This is a genomic window from Shewanella marinintestina (genome assembly GCF_023283845.1).
GTDB classification, from domain to species: Bacteria; Pseudomonadota; Gammaproteobacteria; order Enterobacterales; family Shewanellaceae; genus Shewanella; species Shewanella marinintestina.
The window spans coordinates 135,550-155,390 of sequence record NZ_JAKILC010000010.1 but is presented as its reverse complement, the minus strand read 5'-3'; the positions used below and the strand labels follow the sequence as shown (position 1 = coordinate 155,390).

The window sequence follows — 19,841 nt, the reverse complement described above, 5'->3', positions numbered from 1 at the left end:
ACAGCTTCAATTTTGAACTCATCGGGATAACGTTTTCCGCGCATGTAACACCTCATATTTTTTGGTTCATTATAACTCTATGAAGTGTCTACTGTTCTAGGGGCTTACCAGATGCTGACCCAAATGAAATTATCGGAATTTTAGGAATATCGACGGATATTACTACTCAAAAGTTACTTGAAGAAAAAGCATTGAAGCTGGCTAAGACTGATGTGCTGACAGGGTTAGCTAATAGGTTAGAGCTCGATACTAGACTTAACTGTGAAATTGAAAGATGCAGACGTCTTAAGTATCCGCTAAGTATTATCTTGGCAGATCTCGATCATTTTAAAAAAGTGAATGACAATTATGGTCATCTTTTTGGAGATAAATGTTTAATTCAAGTCTCTGAAATATTGACCAATAATACTCGTGAACTGGACACCGCCGGACGCTGGGGAGGGGAAGAGTTTTTAATTTTGTGCCCTGAAACTAATTTAGATAACGCAATAGATTTGGCTGAAGCATGTCGAGCAATTATTGAGCAACATCGTTTTGCTGAAGGGCCACACGTTACGGTCAGCCTTGGTGTTACTACATTGATAGCTGACGATACTCTTGAGGCGTTAATTAATCGAGCGGATCAAGCTTTATATAATGCGAAGACTCGTGGCAGAAATAGGGTTGAAATATTGCAGGGATAGGATGCGAAAATCAGTGTGGAGTAGCCAAACTCTGCCCCCCATTTTTACTTTTTAGCCACCCAGAACAGGGTGGCTATTTTTTTATTGCGGGTAGTAAATGTCAGCTGGAATTGGTGTTTTTACCATATTAACTTATTCCCAAAGTATAAGTACCAACCACTTATGGTTAAGTTTAGATCGACTGGATTACCGTATTGGTCAATTACTCGTATCGTCATAGAGTTGGATAATTGTTTTTTTGTTGATGATGGCCAAATATTTTGAGGCATTTCTTTTCCGTACATCGCTGCAAGTTTAACTATTGGTTTGACTAATGTGGCGTTTTTAGTATTCAACCTAAAGTTAGTTGTATCTTTTACATAATCTGGACGGCGATAACTATTCGTTTCGTTTTTAAGGGCTTCAACATAAAAAAGACGATCTCCTTGCGACACTCTCAGGGGTGCTACATAAGGCATTGAGTAAACGTCTCCAGCAGAATTAGGTTTTCTGATATTGATTCGTTTAGGGTCTACTAATGTGAACTTATTCGTGGTCTTTGATGCTAATTCGTAGTATCTAATGTATAGTTTTTTGTTGAATTTATCTTTCTGTTCTTGGTGCTTTAGGGTTAAAGAAAAGGTTTCAGTCGGATAGATCACTGGAATCAATGTATGGATGGTAACAGCGTTATTTTTCTTTTCCTCATTATCACATGTATCACGAGTTACCTCGCCAAGAGTGACTTTATTAGTAACGGTTAGCTCTACACATACATCGATTTTATCGGAGCGCCCTGTGTTATTAGTAATATAAAATAATCTAACAGGATTGGTTCTTAGAGGCGGTTTTTTACCTCTTCTAATTTTTCCACCAATATTGCTGATAAAGTGGGGAAGTCTGTTGAATTCATGTTCAACATCCCACCCATCAAGTGGCAGTAAATTATGCGTATATCTTTCTTTGATTAAAAACCGAGGGTTGATGAAGTCGGAACCCAATTTATATTCAATAGCTAAGGGGGACTGCATGAGACCATTTGCATAAATTTTATTGTCATCAGTTAAAGGCGTTCTATGTGTTGTTATCTTTAGGACGGGTATTGCATCTGCTGGCTTTGCATAAGAAGTTGCAGCTAAAGCCTCTTTGCTGGCAAAGTTTGAAAATAATAAAAGTATGCTTATCAAGATTAACGTGTATTTTTTTGTATTTACGTTAAGATTTCTGTTGAAAGTATTCATAGTATTGACTTCCATAATAGTTAAAACGAGATATTGATGTCTGTTAAATTAGTTGAACAAAGCAAACTAATTCTGCTTGTGTAGAAGGGCTCCAATTCTTTGTAGTTTTAAGTGAGAGGTCAGAGTAAACTTGGTTTTTTGTGTTTTGAAGGGCAGATTATTTTTTGAACTTTGGTATTTGTGCCTATTTAATTTTTCACTTTCGATTGCTACGCGTTAATCAGTATATTTCCTTACGCCTTCAATGACATTTATGTAGCCAAACCAAAGACACTCAATATTAATGGCAGTTTGTAGACCTCTTACTAAGCTTTAGTTATTGCTGAAGTAGGAGGTTGTTATGCCCCGTCCTAGAAGTACACTGATTAGCTTGGAAGATACGCCTTATTATCACTGTTGTAGTCGTGTAGTTCGACGTGCCTTTTTGTGCGGTGATGATAAATATACAGGTAAGAATTATGACCATCGTCGAAGTTGGGTAGAAGCGCAAATTCTCAAGTTAACAGAGGTATTTGCGATAGACGTAGCTGCGTATGCAGTGATGAGTAACCATTTGCATGTTGTGCTTTATATCGACCTTGATACGGTGAATGGTTGGTCAGATAGGGAAGTGGTTGAGCAATGGCATAAGCTGTTTAATGGTACTGATTTAACACAGAAGTTTGCTAAAGGTGAAGTGATAGACGAGTGTATGGTTGCATTACTCAAGCAGCGAATAGCGACCTATCGTTCGCGCTTGTGTGACATCAGTTGGTTTATGCGTTGTCTGAATGAACCCATTGCACGACAAGCTAACTATGAAGATAAGTGTACAGGCCATTTTTGGGAGGGGCGCTTCAAGAGCCAAGCATTACTTGATGAAGCGGCTGTACTTGCTTGTATGGCGTACGTTGAACTCAATCCTATTCGAGCCAAGATGGCTAAAACGCCTGAAAAGTCAGATTACACCAGTTTGCAATTAAGGGTAAATGCGGCACTTAAAGGAAAGCAGCCTGCTAAATTACTTTCTTTCATTGGCAATGAAAGAAAGCATCAGCCAAAAGGGATTAACTTCTCACTGCAAGACTATTTAATGCTAGTAGATGAAACGGGGCGCATCATACGTAATGATAAGCGCGGTGCAATCTCTTCTGAAGTAGATAACATTTTAAATCGACTTAATATACCAATTGATAATTGGATTAAAATCACGTCAGAGTTTGGCAAGTTATTCCATGGTCCTGTGGGGTCACTACAGGAACTAACTCACTATTGTGAGCATCTAGAAAAGCGACGACGGCATTTTGTCGGTAGTTGTCAGTACCTATCAGCAAGCTAAGCCATTCAAATATCATTTTTTCTAACTTATAGAATGACACTATGGGTTGTTTTACTTTGTCTATAACTCGTCAATTTTCAATTGAATCCCTGCTTTTTCGTCGTTTTTACTTCCTAACTTCCCCTAACAAGAAGCAAGAAGTCTGATTATCGATGCTTAGCTGCAAATCGTAGTCATAGGCGAGTAGGTTGTTGATTAATAATGGGTGGCTTGGCTTTCGTTTGGCTCTCGGTTTTCTAGGCATGTGCAAGTTCCCTTTGCAATGTTCACTATGTTAATGAGTATAGATGAATAACTTTAGTTTACTCTGACCCCGCTTTTCTCAAATAACTTTAGTTTACTCTGACCCCACTTTTCTCACATTAATAAGAAATCACTTCAAATATAATCTTCTCTTTTTACGAGTCTATTATGAAAACAATAAATATTACTTGGAAAGAAGGTGAAGAGTTTCATGAAGGCACAACGGGGCTGAATGCTTGGCATGATTTTAAAGCCTACGGTAGTGTTGAATTTCTCACCCAAGAAGACCTTTCTATTGCCGATAGCATGACGCAATGGTTCATTGATAATGAAAAACGTATTTATGCGCTTGTCTGCGATTATGTTAATGAAAACTATCAGGAGCTGCTTGAAGACTCTGAGTTTCTAGATGTATTTGACGAAGATTCAGAATCTTACGAAACCTGTGTCGGCGAGGTGAACGAAGCCGATATGCAGGCTGGGGATATCTTTAAGTTAATGCAGCTGTCCGGATTTATTTTACATCACCCAGACAAAAATGCAGTTGGGATGATTTTTGAATGTGCTTGGGATGAAGAGCATGGCTTTGGTATTGTGATCCAAGAGGATAAAGTCATTTCTCAAGATGGTGCCCAAGTCGCGTATAGAGGGGTATAAAGCTCACCATCGCGCTCAATCTAAATAGCAAATAAGTGGGGCCTCTTCAGGCTCCATTTGTTTTTTGTCTGTTCGTTTTGACCATATGACCTAGATCTGCCTCTCACTTTCACTCTTTAAGCACACGCCACGGCTAATCGCTCATAGTCCAAATGAGCGCAAGGTAAAAAATGACGACGGCAAGCCACTGTAAGCTAAAAATAACACTAGTCGTTAATGGCATTTTCTTTATCCTCTGCTTTGATGTTTTCTTGAAAATCGCGGCTGTGGTGGCTGGGTTTTCGCTCTTCCAATTTGCCTCGCCTAGCCCGAAAGCTATGGATGAAAATCAACGCAACAGTGCCTAAATAGGCCTGTGAAATATCGAGTATCTCAAAGTGAGCGAATATGCCCAACGCGGTGGCGAAGATTGGCGATATTTGAGATGAAAAAGCATTGTGTAAGTTTATCAACGGCATTTTTAGTCTTAGTGCCTATCGGCAAAATAGTGTTTATAGGAGGATTGCCGAGTGCTGAGTAGACAGCGCAATAGGCAGGCTCCTTGGCTTCTCATCATGGCTTAAATGATAAAACGGTTATTTACGATCCTGTAGGAATTACAGAAATTCAAATTTGGCTGATGGATTAGAAATAGGCTTATTTACATTGATGAACAAGCCATGTTGCTATGGTTGAAATCTGCTTTGTAACAATTAAAAAACCAATCATAGACACCCATCGTTAATGGCATGTTTGTAGACCTGCCACGTTCAACCTAGAAGTGCACCACCTATACTTTTTTTAAAAGATTAGGAGGGTGTTATGGGACAGCAATATAGCCACTTAACAGAGTGGGAACGAAAGCGGTTATTTCAGTGGTATCACTATCAAAAGAAGTCCATACGCCAATAAGTGGGGTCAGAGTAAACTTTATGCTGTTGGCTTTGTTGGCCGCCCCATTTTCTGTGGTCTCATGTTTGTGTTTGTTATTTTTTCAATTTCATCTTTAAATTTATCATTTCCGATTGCCATGCCTTTGTGGGTTGCTTGTCGAATATCCTCAATCATTTTTGTGTCTAGGTGATGTTTAAATAGGGCTCGATAACATGTTTGTCGGGTTTTATCGTTAGGATGAATAGCAAGGTAAGCTAGGTGAGGCGTACATAGTGTGGAAGCTTTGCCTAAGGCGTTTACTTGGTAACTAGACCATTGATATTTACAAGGATCATCGACCATATTTGCTCTAACTGGATTGAGCTCTATATAGCGGTATAGTTGCAGTAGATAGTCTTCAGCTTGTACTAAGCAAGACTTATATCGCCCCTCCCATAGTGTTCCAGAGCGTTTATAAGTGTAATTAAAATACCTGACATACTGTCGCCCAAGAGACTGCATCATTTGGCTTATAGCATTGTTCTCTCGTGGTGTGCAGAGTAGGTGGACATGATTTGTCATAAATACCCAAGCATGGATTTCCACCTGAAATTTCTTGGCGTAGTCCTTTAGCCAGGCGGTATAGGCAATAAAGTCTTGTTCTGAAGTAAAGCAGGCTTGGCGGTTGTTGCCGCGTTGAATGATATGTTGAGGTATGCCTATCGGGTTGGCTCTCGGTTTTCTAGACATGTGCAAGTTCCCTTTGCAATGTTCACTATGTTAATGAGTATAGGTGAATAATTTTAGTTTACTCTGCCCTCGTTTTTCACCTTTACTTTTACCTTTTTAAGGCTTCACTAACTCTCTTATAGAAGCGTAGTAATGCTGTGCTCGCTAATATGTATTTCATCAACTAGTTACTAATAACCAGTCACTTTTCGAGGAATACTATGAACTTAGCTCAAGCATCTTTTACTAAAACCTTATTGTCTGCAATCGCTATTTTAATGGCTTCTATGGCGGTTTCTGTGCCTGCCCAAGCGGCGCCTTTACCAGTTGTTGTCGCGACGTTTAAATCACTTAATACTTCAATGCAATTTCATACCACACCCAAAGCTTCGTTTAAGGCATCGAATGGAGTTGAGATAGCGATTCATATGCCGCGCACCTCAGATGATAATCGAGTGCTGATTATGGATAAGGATTGGTCAATTATTCCAAACCACCACACCAATGCTAACCACATGGGGATTATTGAAGCTGCCTATGAATATGCTCGTAGCGAGGGACTGAATGTTGAACTACGCAAGGCTGATCAGTTTTACTATGACGGCAGCCATGGCTTTGCTTACGAGGTAGAGGTGAAAGGAGCAAGTAAAAGCTAGGTTTTTTGGCGAATGATATGTTGGCTGGCTGTTATGTGTATTAGTGATGTGTATTTTGCTACTGAAGAGGTTGGAGATTACTCCACTGCTGAATCCTCCTGCTTTAGAAGTAACTGTATAACCTTGTTGCCTGAGGTTAGTGTTAATTTGTGCTCTAACAGCATATTAATGCGCTGTTATTACTAATATAATTTTCGCTTTTACGAGGCGATTATGAAAGCAGTGAACATTACTTGGGAAGCAGGTGAAGAACTTCATCAAGGTGCGACAGATCTGAGTGCTTGGCATGATTTTAAAGCTTACGGCAATGTTGGTTTTCTCACTCAAGAAGACCTGTCTATTACTGATACCATGCAGCAATGGTTTATTGATAATGAAAAGCGTATTTATACGCTAGTCTGCGACTACGTTAAGCAAAACTATCAAGAGCTACTTGAAGAGTCTGAGTTTCTCGACGTGTTCGATGAAGATTCAGAAACTTACCCAACACGTGTTGGCGAGGTAAGCGAAGCTGATATGCAGGCTGGGGATATATTTAAGTTAATGCAACTCTCTGCGTTTGTTTTACACCACCCAGACAAAAATGCGCTAGGGATGATTTTTGAATGTGCTTGGGACGAAGAACACGGCTTCGGTATTGTGATCCAAGGGGATAAAGTTATTTCGCAAGGATTTGAGCAGGTTGTGTATCGCTCGCTATAACCGTCTGTACAGCTCGGTTTTGTGCACAATAGTGGTGTGAGTAAAAGCTGCTGGTGTTTGTAAATCTTACGGCTAATCACGGCTAGTTTATTGTTTGCTAATGTTGTTAGTGATATGTTGCTGCGGCAATTATTTAATAGCCGTAGCTTTTTGAGCTGCTAAGTACAATTATGACATTGGGAACAGATTATGAATAAGTCAGCACAACTTTTACTCGATCGCCTGGCTATTACAGCCTCTGCATTATGCGCATTACACTGTATCGCTGGGCCTGTGTTATTAGTCGTATTCCCGTCATTACTTGCAATGCCTGTAGGTGATCATTTTTATCATATGTTGATGGTGTGGTTTGTTATTCCAACCAGCTCTATTGCGGTATTAATGGGTTGTACTCGCCATAAAGATCCTAAGGTATTAGTGTTAGCTTTTTTCGGTATTGTTGGCCTTGCTGTTAGCGCGGTTTTTGGACATGACTTCTTAGGTGAAACTGGTGAGAAATTAGCGACTTTAGCTGCAACTTGCTTGTTGGTTGTTGCACATTGGCGTAACTATTCACTTTGCCGCAGTGACTCTTGTGACAATGCTAAAACTGAGAATTAATACCTCTTTTTGATATTGCTTGCCCCATATAAGATAAAACCAGTCAGCTTGCGCTGACTGGTTTTATTTTTAACAAAAATGAGCTTTTACGTTTATTGCGGCGTTAAACCTAGCTGTTTTAGCACTAGTTTAAAGTTCTCGCGGCGCTCTTTAACGTTATGCACATCACCGGTTGAACAGGTTAAGTCAGGGCAACCGCGGTTAACAATGCCAGACACATCATCAATAAAGTCAGTGCCTTTCATGCCACCTTCAACATACTTTTTCAGTTCGTTGTGGTAGTTCCAGTTACCGTACTGGCCGTTTTCATCTGGGTAAGCTTGTACTGAGGTTACCCAGTAGAATAGACCAGCAATCCACTTGATTTCGCGGTTCTCTTCAGAGCTACAAATTAAGCCTGGATTTGAACAGAAATCGAGTTCGGCGTATAGCGGGTTCGCTGGTGGCGCTTCAACCGTTACGCCGTCAATGGTTTGGCCAACAGTTGCTGGGTCAACGTGTGAACGACCTAAGTAGTGGTTTAGGGTACCGAAGTTTTGGCGACCAGTGGTTTGAATCACACCACGACCCCACCAACCACAGCCTTCAACACTTTCTTGGCTGCTGCCATCCCAAATAAACTTACCGGCTTTTTGGTCAACGTAAGTTTTACAGTCGTCACGCTCCCACACTTGCTTAGAGGTATCAACAGAGGTCGGTACATCATTACAGTGACCGTTGTTGGTCCAGCGACCCACATTGCCGTTAACCAATAAGCCACGCTCTTCAAGTACAGAGTTTGGCGCGGCGAATACTGGCGCTGGCGCACCGTACCATTTAGCATGCGTTAACGCGCTCACTTCCATCTTGTTATCACGTGGACAAGAGTAAGCATGGTCTAAACCTGACTCTGGATTGACACCGTAATCTGCGTACTTCTGCTCAAGTTGGCCACAACTAGCTGACATTGGGTAATCAGTAGGTGCCCCGTACTTAATCTCTGCCCAGTTGTTCTCATCACAAGCATTGTAGCGAATGGTTTCTTGCATACTTTGTGCTAAGAAAGCCGCAATCGCCACTTTGGCGTATTTGATGTTAGTGGCATCATCTGCACTTTCATCAAGTAACCAGAACTTGTTGCCTGCAACGCCAACGTTATGCATTGCATTCAAGCCTGTCATGAAGTCAGCCCACTTATAAACAGTAGAAGGCACCCATTGTGATTGCGGCGTTTCATATAAGAAGGCTGTGTTGTTCATGCTATCTTCGGCATTTTCTAATTCACGATTCAATGCGTCGATGATAGTTAGCTGGCCATTTTCTGTCGATTCTCCCACATAGTACAGCGGCATTTTCGCTGCTTGGTATTGCTCGATTTTACTGCTCAACTGCTCGGAGTCTTGGTCAAACAAAATGGCAAATACGTTGCTAAAGGCTGCTTTACGAAGCTGTGGCTTACTTGTGTGATTGCCCATAAAGTAGTTTGCCGCTTGCGCTGTTGGGATCTGCGCTAGCATCGCTGGCGTGTTAACAAAGTCAGTGACTTGCTTAACGTACTCTAGGGCGTTGTGCCACTGCTCACTTGATAACGCGGCTGTTGCGTCAGATTTAGTGAAAGCGACGAAGTCTGCTTTGTTGGCTGCATCAGCTTTATATAGCTCAAGCTTATTGAGTAAGTCTGCAGTAAATACTGAGGCTTCATCCCAAACTGATTGGCGACCAGAGTGAGTATCGAAAGCAAAATCACCAATGGTTAACGACCAACCGTAAGTCGCTTGCGGTGCAAGCGTGGCAATAATTAACTGATGCGCTTGCGCCCAACCTTTTAAGTCATTGCTCAGTGCGTTGATATCATCAAGATCAATACTATTACCTGTGATATCCATCGCCTTAATTAGCGCATCTTTCACCGCAATAGTGCTAGTTGCTAGCGCGGTATCTTGAGTGGCTTTATCAAGCACATCACTGCTAATAATGATTGATGCAGATTCTGCTTGTGTAGCCTGCTCCATGATTGAAACAAAGCTTGCTGTTAGCTTGTTAACATTAGTCAGATCTGCGCTGTTGCTGGTCTCCAGCGTCAATGTCACTGGAGCTGAAGTTGATGGGCTTGCTACCACTAAGGTATTTGGCCAGCCAGCCACTTCTAAACGCACAGGATCCATTGGGTTTGGCAGTGAAAGTAGTGGCGCAGTGCCAGGCTCGGTGCCATCACAATTTAGGTGTAGCGCCCATGAGGCATCGCTACCTGGTAGGGTTTGCGTCCAGTATATTGCCGAGTAAGCGATGTTGTTATGCACCATAATGTCGCCACCGGTTGCATGGTCGCCACGGGTCCAGTCTGGGTAAACATTAAAGTCAGCACACAATCCACCTGGTGGGGTCACTGGTGGGTCGATAATCTCTTCTTCAATGGTGATGTTTACATTGCTTATGGCAGTTAGGCCTTCAGCATCGGTAGCGATCGCTTTTAGGTTGATGCTACCTACTTGTGTCGGCTGCCAATCACAGCTAAACACTTGGCTGTTAGCCGCGTCGAATGCACAAATTTGCTGGTTATTAGCCTTAACAACTAGTTTGCTTAAGTCTTCATCAACGTCGGTGGCGTTAACTGAAATGGCAATGCTTTCGCTATCATTAAAGCTTGCGCCATTGCTTGGGGTGATGAACTTAACCACTGGCGCAGTGAACTCTTCTTCCGCTTCAATAGCAATGCTTACATTTACGGTTGAAGACAGGCCTTCAGCATCGGTAGCAATCGCTTTTAGGCTAACATTACCCGCTTGAGTCGGCTGCCAGTTACAGGCATAAGTCGTTGCATTGGTTGCGTTAAACGAACATATTTGTGCGTTATTGGCTTTAATCACCAGTTTCGTTAAATCGTCATCAACATCGGTGGCATTAACTGCAATAGCGACGGTGTCTGTTTCATTAAAGATGGCACCATTGTTAGGAGTTATGAATCTCACCGCTGGTGCTGTAAAATCTTCTTCCGTCTCATCTTTTACTGTTACAACAACAGCTTGCTGTTCGATTTTTTGGTTATTTTTATCGAATACAAATACCTTAACTGTCGCGCTGCCTGCTGCAGTCGGTGTCCAGCTTTGCGAATACATGCTCTGACTTGGATTAACGGCTTTTTGCGATAGTTTTTGGTTGTTAGCCCAAAACTCGACTTTAGCTGCTAATTCACCAACAACTTTGGCTTGGATCGCTGTTGCTGTATCTAGGCTTAGTATTTGGCCTGCAACTGGCGCCTGAATAGCTAGCTCGGTTGGCTCAGGATCTGGCTCCCCCGGTTCGCTTGAACACTCAGTTAACTGCCAAAACCATGAATCAGCGCTTGGGGTTTCCCATACGCCTGGATTGTTTTTAGCAATAAAGCACTGGTTAGCATAAGAGACGATATCGCCGTTGTTAACCTTGGTCTGGCCTGGAATAAAGGCAATAATGTCGCCCGGCTCAGGCTCAGGCTCTGGCTCAGGATCTGGCGCAGGCTCGCCCGAGCATTCGCTGGCATCCCAAAACCATGAGCCTGCTTTTGGTGATTCCCAAACGCCTGGGTTGTTTTTAGCAATAAAGCATTCACCATTAAAGGCAACCATATCGCCATTTTGAACTTTTGTTTCTCCCGGAACAAAAGTGATAACACTCGATGTTAACGTTGCGTCAGCTGCATACAGATAACCACTGAACATTACGCTAGTTAAAGCGACAGTTATTTTATTTATTTTTATCAAGATTTAGATCTTCTTTTATTCATTTATCGGTGCAGATAAACGGACTAATTATTTAAGAGATGCGTTATAGATGGACTGTAAATTGATTAGCTCATAACCAACACATTCTGTTATCGATTTAAAATGCGTTGCCTATAGCGCTAAAAACATGATTAAGGACGCTGGGTAAATAGCCATGTGAATAGCTAATATAGGAAACACATTCCCGGCGAAGATATCAGGTAGATGTTTGTAATACACTCAGTTTTTAATGCCTTCAAGCTCAATAGAATAAATAAGAGTCAGTTGCTGTTTGATTCGTTAAGTTATTGACTTAAGTCGGAATTTTGACTTTGCTTTTGACGCGAAAATGTTGAGTGTTATGACTGAAATTGAGTGGGTGTGTTTACTCGTAGCGGTATGAAAGATTGATGTTTATAAATAGCTTAATGAGCTATGTAAAATTTATAAGCTGTATATATAAATAGCGTTTTTGAAAACGCTAATTTAATAAATCATTATATGTTTGAACAATTGAATCGCTCTGAGTAGATCAACTTCTTATACTGATTGGTATTATTCCTTCAAACACAGTTTCAATTGCTGAGAAATGGTTCGGTGAGATACTGGGAGGATTGGTGTTGCGAGGTAAAGCAAAACGTTAATACATTGGCACCTTATACCAATCAGTATAAACATTTAGTCACTCAGCGAGAGTTTAGCGGTTTTGAGGCAGGGCAACGAGTGAAGAGCATAGTTGTTCTACGTTCAAATTCGTTAACACAGCATCAGAATCGCTAAAACTCGCCAATCTGGAACGTTTTTGGCTGCCTACTTCTGCGTTGAATACCTTTATAAGGGAATAACCATTATTGCAGCTATTCGCCTTGAATTAGTTTGCCAAAAATCGTTCTGAGCTGATCAAATTCTTATACTGATTGGTATTACACTGCAACGAGCTTGTATAAGGTGCCAATATAATCGAGCCTTAGCCAATAGGGTAATGCTTGGCAAGATATTGGATATGAGCTGGCACGATTAGGGCTTTAGGGCGTAATGCTTGTATTCGAGATTGAACCTCAGGCCATGCAATACCTTGCTCTAACATAATGATTGCTGCAACTAGGCCGGTGCGGCCCGAGCCTCCGCGGCAATGAATGGCAAGGATATTTTTGCCTTCTATAAGCGATAAGATTTGTTGTTTAGCGTGAGCAAAGGCCACATCGAAATCTGCCGCTGGTGCGCAATCATCTTCAATCGGTAATGCAAACCAAGCTAGCCCTTGGCTTTGTATCTCTGTTCCTAAAGTCGGCACGTTCAGCTTAGTCATTTCCTCAGCGGTAACCGTTGAAATGACGGCTACAGCTCCGGCTTCTTTCAAAATGGATACAGACTTTGCAAGATCTGCATCTTTTGTTCCAGGACAAGGAGTAAATATTAAGGTCGCGCCATCATCTAGCGTTAATAAATCATAGGGATGAGACATAAAGATTCCTTCGCATTGTCTTTGAGTTTTCTAATTTACGCAGCTAAGTGTAATTTTAGATTTGCTTAGTTAGCAAGCTGACTTTCGGCGCTCGGCTACTTTTTTATGGATTAGGTACTGGTAACTTGCTGGGGCAGTATGTTAAGCCTGCTTGAGTAAAATAAGGGCTATTTATTGACGGTGTTTTGAAAAGCAAATACAAACCTATATTAATTGAGAGTATTATTTGTGATAAGAAGCATTCAGGCCTCTAATCTCGACTGTAATGTTGGCAGTATGCGGCTTTATTAAAAAGTGATTTAAAAGGGACGATTATGTTGAAGCCGTGGTTTTGGCTATTTAAGAAAGTAAAGACAGATGAGCAGTTCTTTGAGCACCAGCAGGCATTACAAAATATGCTTGATGCAGGGCAGGACATTCATGAGCGTGACGATAAAGGGCGTAGCGCCTTAGAGTACGCTTTTGCTAAACCTTTTCCATGTATGGAACTGGTTTCTTGGCTACTTAATCAATCCTGTTTTGAGGTCTTTAAAGAAGCTAGCCTTTACCCTTATAGCCTTGATTTACCCAAAGGGAGTTTTCAGCTAACTAAAGCCAATAACATGATGGATAAACTGGATGAGTTAATGCCGTCAAAGTTATGCGATCTAACAGGCCTTGCCGAAAACCAACGCTTAGCTCAGCCTTATCTATTACTGTTAAAAAAGTTTGAAGCAGCTAGCTTAACTAATCCATTTCAATCGAGTAGTGCAGACTATAAAGCTGTGTTTATGAGTAAACAGCAAAGTCTGCAGCAGCTGCAACGATTAGAAGATGAATTAGAAGCCCAATTTGGCCTGCTCAGTGTTGGTTTTAATATGCTTGCTGGTGAATACGATAATGAATTTCAAAGTCGTATCGCGGGCTCGCCTTGGCTACCTGAACTTGACTCTGCAATAGCAAGCCAAAACCTACAGGCTATGCAAGCCATTGAAGCTGATAACAATCTAAAACTGGCGCTACAAATAAACTTTGCCGAGCTAGAAGGCCGTCATTCAGCTTTGCCAACTTCAGGCTTGCTGCAGGTTTTTATTCCAGAGCCTGAGGAGGGAGAAGAGCCAGTTGGCCGTTGTGAGACAATATTCTGGACAGAGCTTGAAATGCAATCTCTTAACTGGGTAGAGAAACCTGATAAAGCGATAGCGGGAGACGACTTAGCCCCTTCAGGTTTTGATGTGGCTTTTCGTAAGGCAGGCGCATACCCAATTTGTTGGCAGCCTTATAAACAGTTACCTGACAGCGAAACTCAAATCGCGTTGGCAATAGAAAAAATAGGCTCAATGATCGATTCTGATCTCTACGATAATTTGCCATATGGCTGCGGTTTAATGCCTAGAGTTGCAGAGCTTACTCAGCTAGTGTTTAAGCAAGATGGTAGTTTTAGTGAAGAGCCGTATTTACCTAAAAACCATATCGCGATTTTAAGCTATCTCTACAGTGACTCTGGTAGCTGTATATACAGTATTCCGGCCGATGTATTACGTGGCGATAACACTGACTGGCAACAGATCGCTTATACTTATTGTCAGGATTAACGCTAAACGAGTTTGGGGTTTTAACTGATCTTTTAATAACTATCCATGATTGATTTATTATGGATAGTTTTCTTATTTGCTTTTCTTTATTTCGCATTCTCGCGCTTAAATTAACTTCTGTTCATCTAACTGACAGGTTGGTTTGTTTACTATTGAGGCAATAAAGTTGATGTCAAATCAAGCTGCTAGGGTTTTCGTAAAGCTAAAAATCCCAAAGCTTGTGAGTAAATAGAAGGAAAGCTAAATGAAACGTCAGTTATTGCTTTTAAGTGCACTACTTGCACCAATGAGTGTATTCGCCAATATCATCGTTGATAAGACGGGCGTAGAAGAAAAAGACTACGTCTACGATTTACACCAGTGCACTGAATTATCTACTCAAGTACAAAAGCAGGAAACTGAAGGTAGCGCTATAGGTAGTGCCGCTAAAGGTGCTGCAATAGGCAGTGCTGGTAAGGCGATAGCTGGTGGTTCAGGCACTGATGGTGCAAAGCAAGGCGCTGCAATAGGTTTAGGTGTTGGGGTACTTTCTAAAGGTAGAGAGAGACGTAATAATAAAGACGCTTACGCAAATGAACAAAGCATGGTAATAAAGAACTGTATGACAAATCGTGGTTATGTAGTGCTTAATTAATAAAGAATAACGAAGGTTAAAGTAAAGATGCAGCAAGAGTTTCCTATTAGAGTAATGGCCGATGGCAATTTTTCTAACTCACTAACGCCATTGTTGGCAGAGCTGGAAATGTGGGTAAATTTTCAAGCATTAAAAGCTGATTGGTATGGTGATGAAGATTTTATTTTGTCGTTTGATTTTACTTTGGTCAGAACGTTAGAAGAAAACGATCTATCAAGGACGCCTATAAGCGTCAGTGAAGAGAGCTTGCAGAATGCTGCTAATGAAAGACGTTGGGTGGTCGAGTCAGGTTATGCTTATGTGTACGACAGTCATCGCCTTGTCACAACGGCTTTAATAGCCGTTGATGATTTACTAAAAGGCGGCGCAGGTATTGAGCAGGCGATCAAAGCTAGGTTACTCGCGGTAGCTAACGCTGTTGGAGCGCTTTATGAGCTGCAGGAATTATCCTAAAGCGTCATTCGCAACTGATATTTTTTCTGCTTATCATCGCACCAGCAATTAGTGCTTTTGCCTTTGTTTAATCTGTGCTATTTCAGTGCTGGTAAGCATGGGCTCTGGGGCAACGAGCATGCTTGTTGGGCAGGCATATTCATTGTCTAAAAGTTTATCAAAAACCTGAAAGTGGCTGCCAGAGACCGTTTGGTATTGGCAGATAAGTAGGTTGTCATCGGTTTTCGATTTTACAAGATTCGCGGTTACTGCTGTATGTGGTGAGGCATGAACGCTGCCCATTGAGATCATCAAGGTTAATGCAATCGTGGTTAGTGATTTTATAGTGGTTGCTAGCACATTAGTTAATTGCGTCATTTTTAGCTCTCTTAACCATCCTTATTTAAGCATTAATATACCGGCAGTATGCTGTACTGAAACTTAACCGTTTGTCGTAGGGATTATTTTATTACTATGTATTTATTTAGCATTTTTAATTTTTAAATTAACCAAATACAGATTATCTACCACAATTTTTAGTTGTTAACTTCTGGTGGTTGCTTGTTAATCATTGGTTGTTAGTTGTAACGACTCATGTCAGGAGTCACAAAAAGACACGACAGATCTTTCTTTTCTTATACACCTGTTTAGACTCCGTCCTAAGCTCAAATCAATTGAGCTAAATATAATAAATAATTAAAGATGGGTCACAATATGAAATTACTAAAAACTGCTGCAGCTATAGCTGTAGGTGTTGCACTTCTTACCGGTTGTAATGACGATGACGTAAAGTATGTAGACCATACTGAAGTTAAAATTGCTACTTATAACCTTTCTTTTGATCGTAATACATTTGAAGACTTAGTTGCTGAAATGGAGCTGAGCTCTGCTGATCAGACTACATTAGTTGAAGCTTACCTTGCAGACAAAGATGCAATGGAACCTGCTGATAAAACGACAGCTGAAAAAGTGATTCAAATCCGCAACGTTGCCGCAATCATTCAAAAGACTCGCCCTGACGTGCTAATGATGGGTGAATATAACAATGATGGCACAGGTGAAGATTTATCTGCACTTAAAGGCTTCCAAGAAAACTACCTATCAGTTGCACAAAGTATTGACGGTGCAGGTGGCGAAGCAGATCTAGAGCCAATTGAATACCCATTTGCTGAAAGTTACGGCACTAACACAGGCCTATTAAGTGGCTTTGACTTGAATAATGATGGCTATGTAGCGACTGAAGCTGATGTTGGTACAAATGAATATGGCAATGACTCTTGGGGCTATGGTAAGTACCATGGGCAATACGCGTTTGCGTTAATGTCTAAGTATGAAATCGATACTAAAAATACCCGTACTTTCCAGAAGTTCAAATGGAAAGATCTTGAAGGTGCTGAAAACCCGTTACTAGACGGTGAAAACTGGTATACAGATGAAGAGTGGCAGCAAATGACACTTTCATCTAAAAACCACGTCGATGCACCTATTTTAGTGCCGACTAAAGATGGCACTGAAACCATCCACATTCTTATGTCTCACCCAACTCCACCAGTATTTGATACTGGTAAGAACAAGCTACAAAACGCAGCTGAGGTTGAGTTCTGGCATAACTATGTAACTAATGCTCAAGATTTTTATGACGATGCAGGTAACAAGGGCGCGCTTACCGAAGGTGCACACTTTGTTATCGTAGGTGATCAAAACCTTGATGCGGCAACAGGTGCTGGTGACGGCTTTACTGAAGTGATGGCTGCGTTACATGCAGACCCTGTAGTAAATCAAAACGTAACTAATGGTGATTTGTACCCAACAAGTTATGGTGCTGCTGAGTATGCTGCTGACAGAAGTTCTGCTCACCCATTCCCGAATCGTATTACGGCTGAATTCCACAACCCTTACGGCGGTATTAATGCTGACCACGCGATTCCTTCAGCGTCGCTAAACATTGTTGATTCAGGTGTGTACTGGCAAGCTACTTACCAAGAAGGCCGCATGCTATTTAACGATCTGCGCATCGGTAAGTACGGTACTGGTAAAGATATCTCTTCAGACCATCGTATGGTTTGGGTTAAAGCTCAATTCTAATGAGTTTTAATTAAGCGCAAAGCCCCGACTTATCGGGGCTTTTTTTGTAGTTTAAGTAGAATGATCTGCTTAAACTAGACGAAGTTAGTTAGCCAAATTCATTATAGCCATCAACGGGTATAAAGCTGATCCCTTTAGGTTGAAATTGTATTATTTTATTAACAATACTTTTGTGAAAAAACAGCTTATCTTTCCATCCACTATCTCTGAATATTAGCCTTTTCTCTAGAGCGATTTTATTTAATGTTTGCTCATCTAACACCAGTTTGTTCATTCCAGAAATAAACTCGCCGCCATTAAATTCATCATAGAAATCGAATTCACTTTGCTGGCGATCAATGGCTTTTATCTCGTTTTCAACTTGCAGCATTTGATACAGGTGCTCACCTTGATCAAATAAGTTTACTTGAACCCAATTGGTGCCGTGGATATCACTAAGCTCTAATTGTTGGAATAACGGCAACTTAATGCTTAGTCCTGGTACTAAAAAGATATCAGCGAGTTGATGTACATCGTCACCTGTAAATTTTACGATTAGGGGTACAGGCTCTACCGGGTGGGTGAACATATTGCTAGGGATAACACCTGAGTATTCATCGGGAAAGTCATAAAAAGGAATGTTCATGTTCTCAATGGCAAAAAAGTACTCATTCATTATTTGACTTCCTGGTGTGGTGGACAATTGCGTCAGCTGCTCGACAGACTTTAACATAACCAGCTCTAAACACATTATTGAATGATATATTTACCATTCAATATGTTTTGATTTTTGATGGCTTTAATTTTTTATTAGTGCTTCATCATTCGGTTAAGCTGATTCTTTTCTGCTTGGGTTAACATAGGTTCAGGGGAAACCTGCATGTTGGTTGGGCAGCTTGTCTCCTTGTCTAAAACCTTATCGAACACCTGAAAATGGCTAGCAGAAATTGTGCGATATTGGCAGATTAGCAAATTATCTTCAGTGTTAGATTTTACCAAGTTTGCGGTTACTGCTGTATTGGGCGAGGCGTGAGCGTTGCCGATTGAGAGTGCCAAGGCTAGAGCTAACGTGATTACCGTTTTTGATGCAGTGGTAAACATATTCACAGTTGTCGATAACAGCTTAGTTAATTGCTTCATCTATCGCCTCTACTTAATCATCCTTATCTGATACTTACTATAAAGGCAGAATGCTGTACGGAAACTTAATGCATGCTTGTATCTGTTCTAACTAAGGAGAAGTACAAAAGCGAGCGAACTCGCGGCAATAGTATTATGACAACTATCACCACTGCAACGATGTGTACGTTCAACATATCAATATGCTAATGATGACGGCTTAAGTGAGCAGGTATTAGGTGTTAAGCATGCCCAGAGAGGGCTTTAGCGTTGTTACCGTTAAACTGTATTTTATGAACACTCCCTTGGTTTGAAAGTTTGTTGAGATTTACGGTTTAAGTCCACTGTTATTTATTGTTTTATCTGTTACTTTGTTGACGCCGTATTTATATGTTTGCAGATGCCAATAGTAAGGCGATTGTTAACTTGACGCTATCAAAAAAGCTAGCTAAGCGTAGCCAATAATTTTGGCTATTGTTGATCTAAATAGGTTTGCTGAACCCGAGCCTATCTTACTCTAGAGTTTATCGATGATAAAACCAGCACATTTGTTTCTTTTAGCACTGCCTTTAGTTGTTCTGCAGGGCTGCAATACAACTTATCAACCACCACAGTCCACATCTGTCGAAGCTAATGCCAACAGCCTATTTGTTGAGGCAAACCTGTACCAACATACTGGTGAATACGATAAAGAATATGATCTGTTACAGCAGATCATCACAACTTACCCTAGCACCCGTGCTGCTGTTGTTAGCTCATTGGAAATAGGTAAGTTAACCGACAAAGTGTTTAATGGCGGCATAAAAAAAGATAGCGATAAGTATCCGCAATCCAGCTACCAAGACTTACTGAGGTCATTAGCTAAGGCATTGAAAAGTAAAGATGCTAATTATCTGGTTTATCATTTAAGTCAATATGCAAACCTTCCTGATGTAGACGTTGATCAGGATATTATCGAAACCATGCAAAGCTTGTTAGATACTAATGATCCTCGAGTCACCTCTATAATCGATAATATCAATCTGCTGTTAGATAACGATGTTCAGCCTGAATTTTATGAGGTGCGCGAAAAGCAAGTTGCAGTGCTTTATAAAATGCATTGGCAAGACGTTAGAGGGTTTAGATTGATTAAAGCCAATAATAATTACTATTGGCACGTAAGATAATGGCAAAG

The 19,841-nt window shown here is 41.0% G+C and carries 19 protein-coding genes; 11 read left to right on the top strand and 8 right to left on the bottom strand.

What is annotated here, in order from left to right:
- Positions 1-191: 191 nt before the first annotated feature.
- Positions 192-683 (top strand): GGDEF domain-containing protein, encoded by a 492-nt coding sequence (locus tag L2747_RS12840; protein WP_283107282.1) that lies wholly within the window; start codon positions 192-194, stop codon positions 681-683.
- A 119-nt stretch (positions 684-802) separates the two neighbouring features.
- On the opposite strand, the gene L2747_RS12835 is transcribed toward L2747_RS12840, so the two are convergent.
- Entirely contained in the window at positions 803-1,903 is a 1,101-nt protein-coding gene (locus tag L2747_RS12835; RefSeq protein WP_248999420.1) for a hypothetical protein, read from the bottom strand.
- A gap of 340 nt (positions 1,904-2,243) precedes the next feature.
- Between L2747_RS12835 and L2747_RS12830 the strand changes: the two genes are divergently transcribed.
- Positions 2,244-3,221, top strand: coding sequence for a transposase (locus L2747_RS12830; RefSeq protein ID WP_248999419.1), 978 nt, complete (start codon positions 2,244-2,246; stop codon positions 3,219-3,221).
- 411 nt (positions 3,222-3,632) lie between these two features.
- A complete protein-coding gene (locus L2747_RS12825) occupies positions 3,633-4,121 on the top strand; it encodes a DUF6985 domain-containing protein (protein WP_248999418.1) in 489 nt (162 codons plus the stop codon).
- A 206-nt stretch (positions 4,122-4,327) separates the two neighbouring features.
- On the opposite strand, the gene L2747_RS12820 is transcribed toward L2747_RS12825, so the two are convergent.
- Together L2747_RS12820 and L2747_RS12815 are read right to left on the bottom strand one after the other, a co-directional pair.
- Complete coding sequence (locus tag L2747_RS12820; RefSeq protein WP_248999417.1) at positions 4,328-4,579, bottom strand: hypothetical protein; 252 nt, start codon at positions 4,577-4,579, stop codon at positions 4,328-4,330.
- A 451-nt stretch (positions 4,580-5,030) separates the two neighbouring features.
- The gene (locus tag L2747_RS12815) at positions 5,031-5,723 is read right to left on the bottom strand and encodes a transposase (protein WP_248999416.1); all 693 of its coding nucleotides are present in this window, start codon (positions 5,721-5,723) and stop codon (positions 5,031-5,033) included.
- A 200-nt stretch (positions 5,724-5,923) separates the two neighbouring features.
- Between L2747_RS12815 and L2747_RS12810 the strand changes: the two genes are divergently transcribed.
- The 3 genes from L2747_RS12810 to L2747_RS12800 all read left to right on the top strand — a co-directional run bounded on the left by L2747_RS12810 (position 5,924) and on the right by L2747_RS12800 (position 7,660).
- The gene (locus tag L2747_RS12810; RefSeq protein WP_248999415.1) at positions 5,924-6,358 is read left to right on the top strand and encodes a hypothetical protein; all 435 of its coding nucleotides are present in this window, start codon (positions 5,924-5,926) and stop codon (positions 6,356-6,358) included.
- A 213-nt stretch (positions 6,359-6,571) separates the two neighbouring features.
- Entirely contained in the window at positions 6,572-7,060 is a 489-nt protein-coding gene (locus tag L2747_RS12805; protein ID WP_248999414.1) for a DUF6985 domain-containing protein, read from the top strand.
- A gap of 189 nt (positions 7,061-7,249) precedes the next feature.
- Positions 7,250-7,660 carry a MerC domain-containing protein gene (locus L2747_RS12800; RefSeq protein ID WP_248999413.1) on the top strand — a complete coding sequence of 137 codons (411 nt, stop codon included), beginning with the start codon at positions 7,250-7,252 and terminating at the stop codon, positions 7,658-7,660.
- A gap of 92 nt (positions 7,661-7,752) precedes the next feature.
- Here the strand turns inward: L2747_RS12800 and L2747_RS12795 are convergent, their stop codons facing one another.
- Both L2747_RS12795 and L2747_RS12790 read right to left on the bottom strand, forming a co-directional pair.
- Positions 7,753-11,379, bottom strand: a complete 3,627-nt coding sequence (locus L2747_RS12795; RefSeq protein WP_248999412.1) for an Ig-like domain-containing protein — start codon at positions 11,377-11,379, stop codon at positions 7,753-7,755.
- A gap of 967 nt (positions 11,380-12,346) precedes the next feature.
- The gene (locus tag L2747_RS12790; RefSeq protein ID WP_248999411.1) at positions 12,347-12,844 is read right to left on the bottom strand and encodes a phosphatase domain-containing protein; all 498 of its coding nucleotides are present in this window, start codon (positions 12,842-12,844) and stop codon (positions 12,347-12,349) included.
- A gap of 314 nt (positions 12,845-13,158) precedes the next feature.
- Between L2747_RS12790 and L2747_RS12785 the strand changes: the two genes are divergently transcribed.
- From L2747_RS12785 to L2747_RS12775, 3 genes are all read left to right on the top strand, one after another.
- Positions 13,159-14,418: a DUF1963 domain-containing protein gene (locus L2747_RS12785; RefSeq protein ID WP_248999410.1), complete on the top strand. Its 1,260-nt coding sequence runs from the start codon at positions 13,159-13,161 to the stop codon at positions 14,416-14,418.
- A gap of 244 nt (positions 14,419-14,662) precedes the next feature.
- Positions 14,663-15,052 carry a glycine zipper family protein gene (locus L2747_RS12780; protein WP_248999409.1) on the top strand — a complete coding sequence of 130 codons (390 nt, stop codon included), beginning with the start codon at positions 14,663-14,665 and terminating at the stop codon, positions 15,050-15,052.
- Positions 15,053-15,079: 27 nt separating this feature from the next.
- Positions 15,080-15,505 carry a hypothetical protein gene (locus L2747_RS12775; protein WP_248999408.1) on the top strand — a complete coding sequence of 142 codons (426 nt, stop codon included), beginning with the start codon at positions 15,080-15,082 and terminating at the stop codon, positions 15,503-15,505.
- A gap of 48 nt (positions 15,506-15,553) precedes the next feature.
- Here the strand turns inward: L2747_RS12775 and L2747_RS12770 are convergent, their stop codons facing one another.
- A complete protein-coding gene (locus L2747_RS12770) occupies positions 15,554-15,862 on the bottom strand; it encodes a hypothetical protein (RefSeq protein WP_248999407.1) in 309 nt (102 codons plus the stop codon).
- A gap of 336 nt (positions 15,863-16,198) precedes the next feature.
- Here L2747_RS12770 and L2747_RS12765 point away from each other — a divergent pair, with 336 nt between their 5' ends.
- Positions 16,199-17,569, top strand: coding sequence for an endonuclease/exonuclease/phosphatase family protein (locus tag L2747_RS12765; protein WP_248999406.1), 1,371 nt, complete (start codon positions 16,199-16,201; stop codon positions 17,567-17,569).
- Between the two features lie 88 nt (positions 17,570-17,657).
- On the opposite strand, the gene L2747_RS12760 is transcribed toward L2747_RS12765, so the two are convergent.
- On the bottom strand, positions 17,658-18,281 hold the full coding sequence (locus L2747_RS12760) for a hypothetical protein (RefSeq protein WP_248999405.1): 624 nt from the start codon (positions 18,279-18,281) through the stop codon (positions 17,658-17,660).
- A gap of 77 nt (positions 18,282-18,358) precedes the next feature.
- The gene (locus L2747_RS12755) at positions 18,359-18,688 is read right to left on the bottom strand and encodes a hypothetical protein (protein WP_248999404.1); all 330 of its coding nucleotides are present in this window, start codon (positions 18,686-18,688) and stop codon (positions 18,359-18,361) included.
- A gap of 509 nt (positions 18,689-19,197) precedes the next feature.
- Between L2747_RS12755 and L2747_RS12750 the strand changes: the two genes are divergently transcribed.
- Positions 19,198-19,833 (top strand): outer membrane protein assembly factor BamD, encoded by a 636-nt coding sequence (locus L2747_RS12750; protein WP_248999403.1) that lies wholly within the window; start codon positions 19,198-19,200, stop codon positions 19,831-19,833.
- Positions 19,834-19,841: the final 8 nt, after the last annotated feature.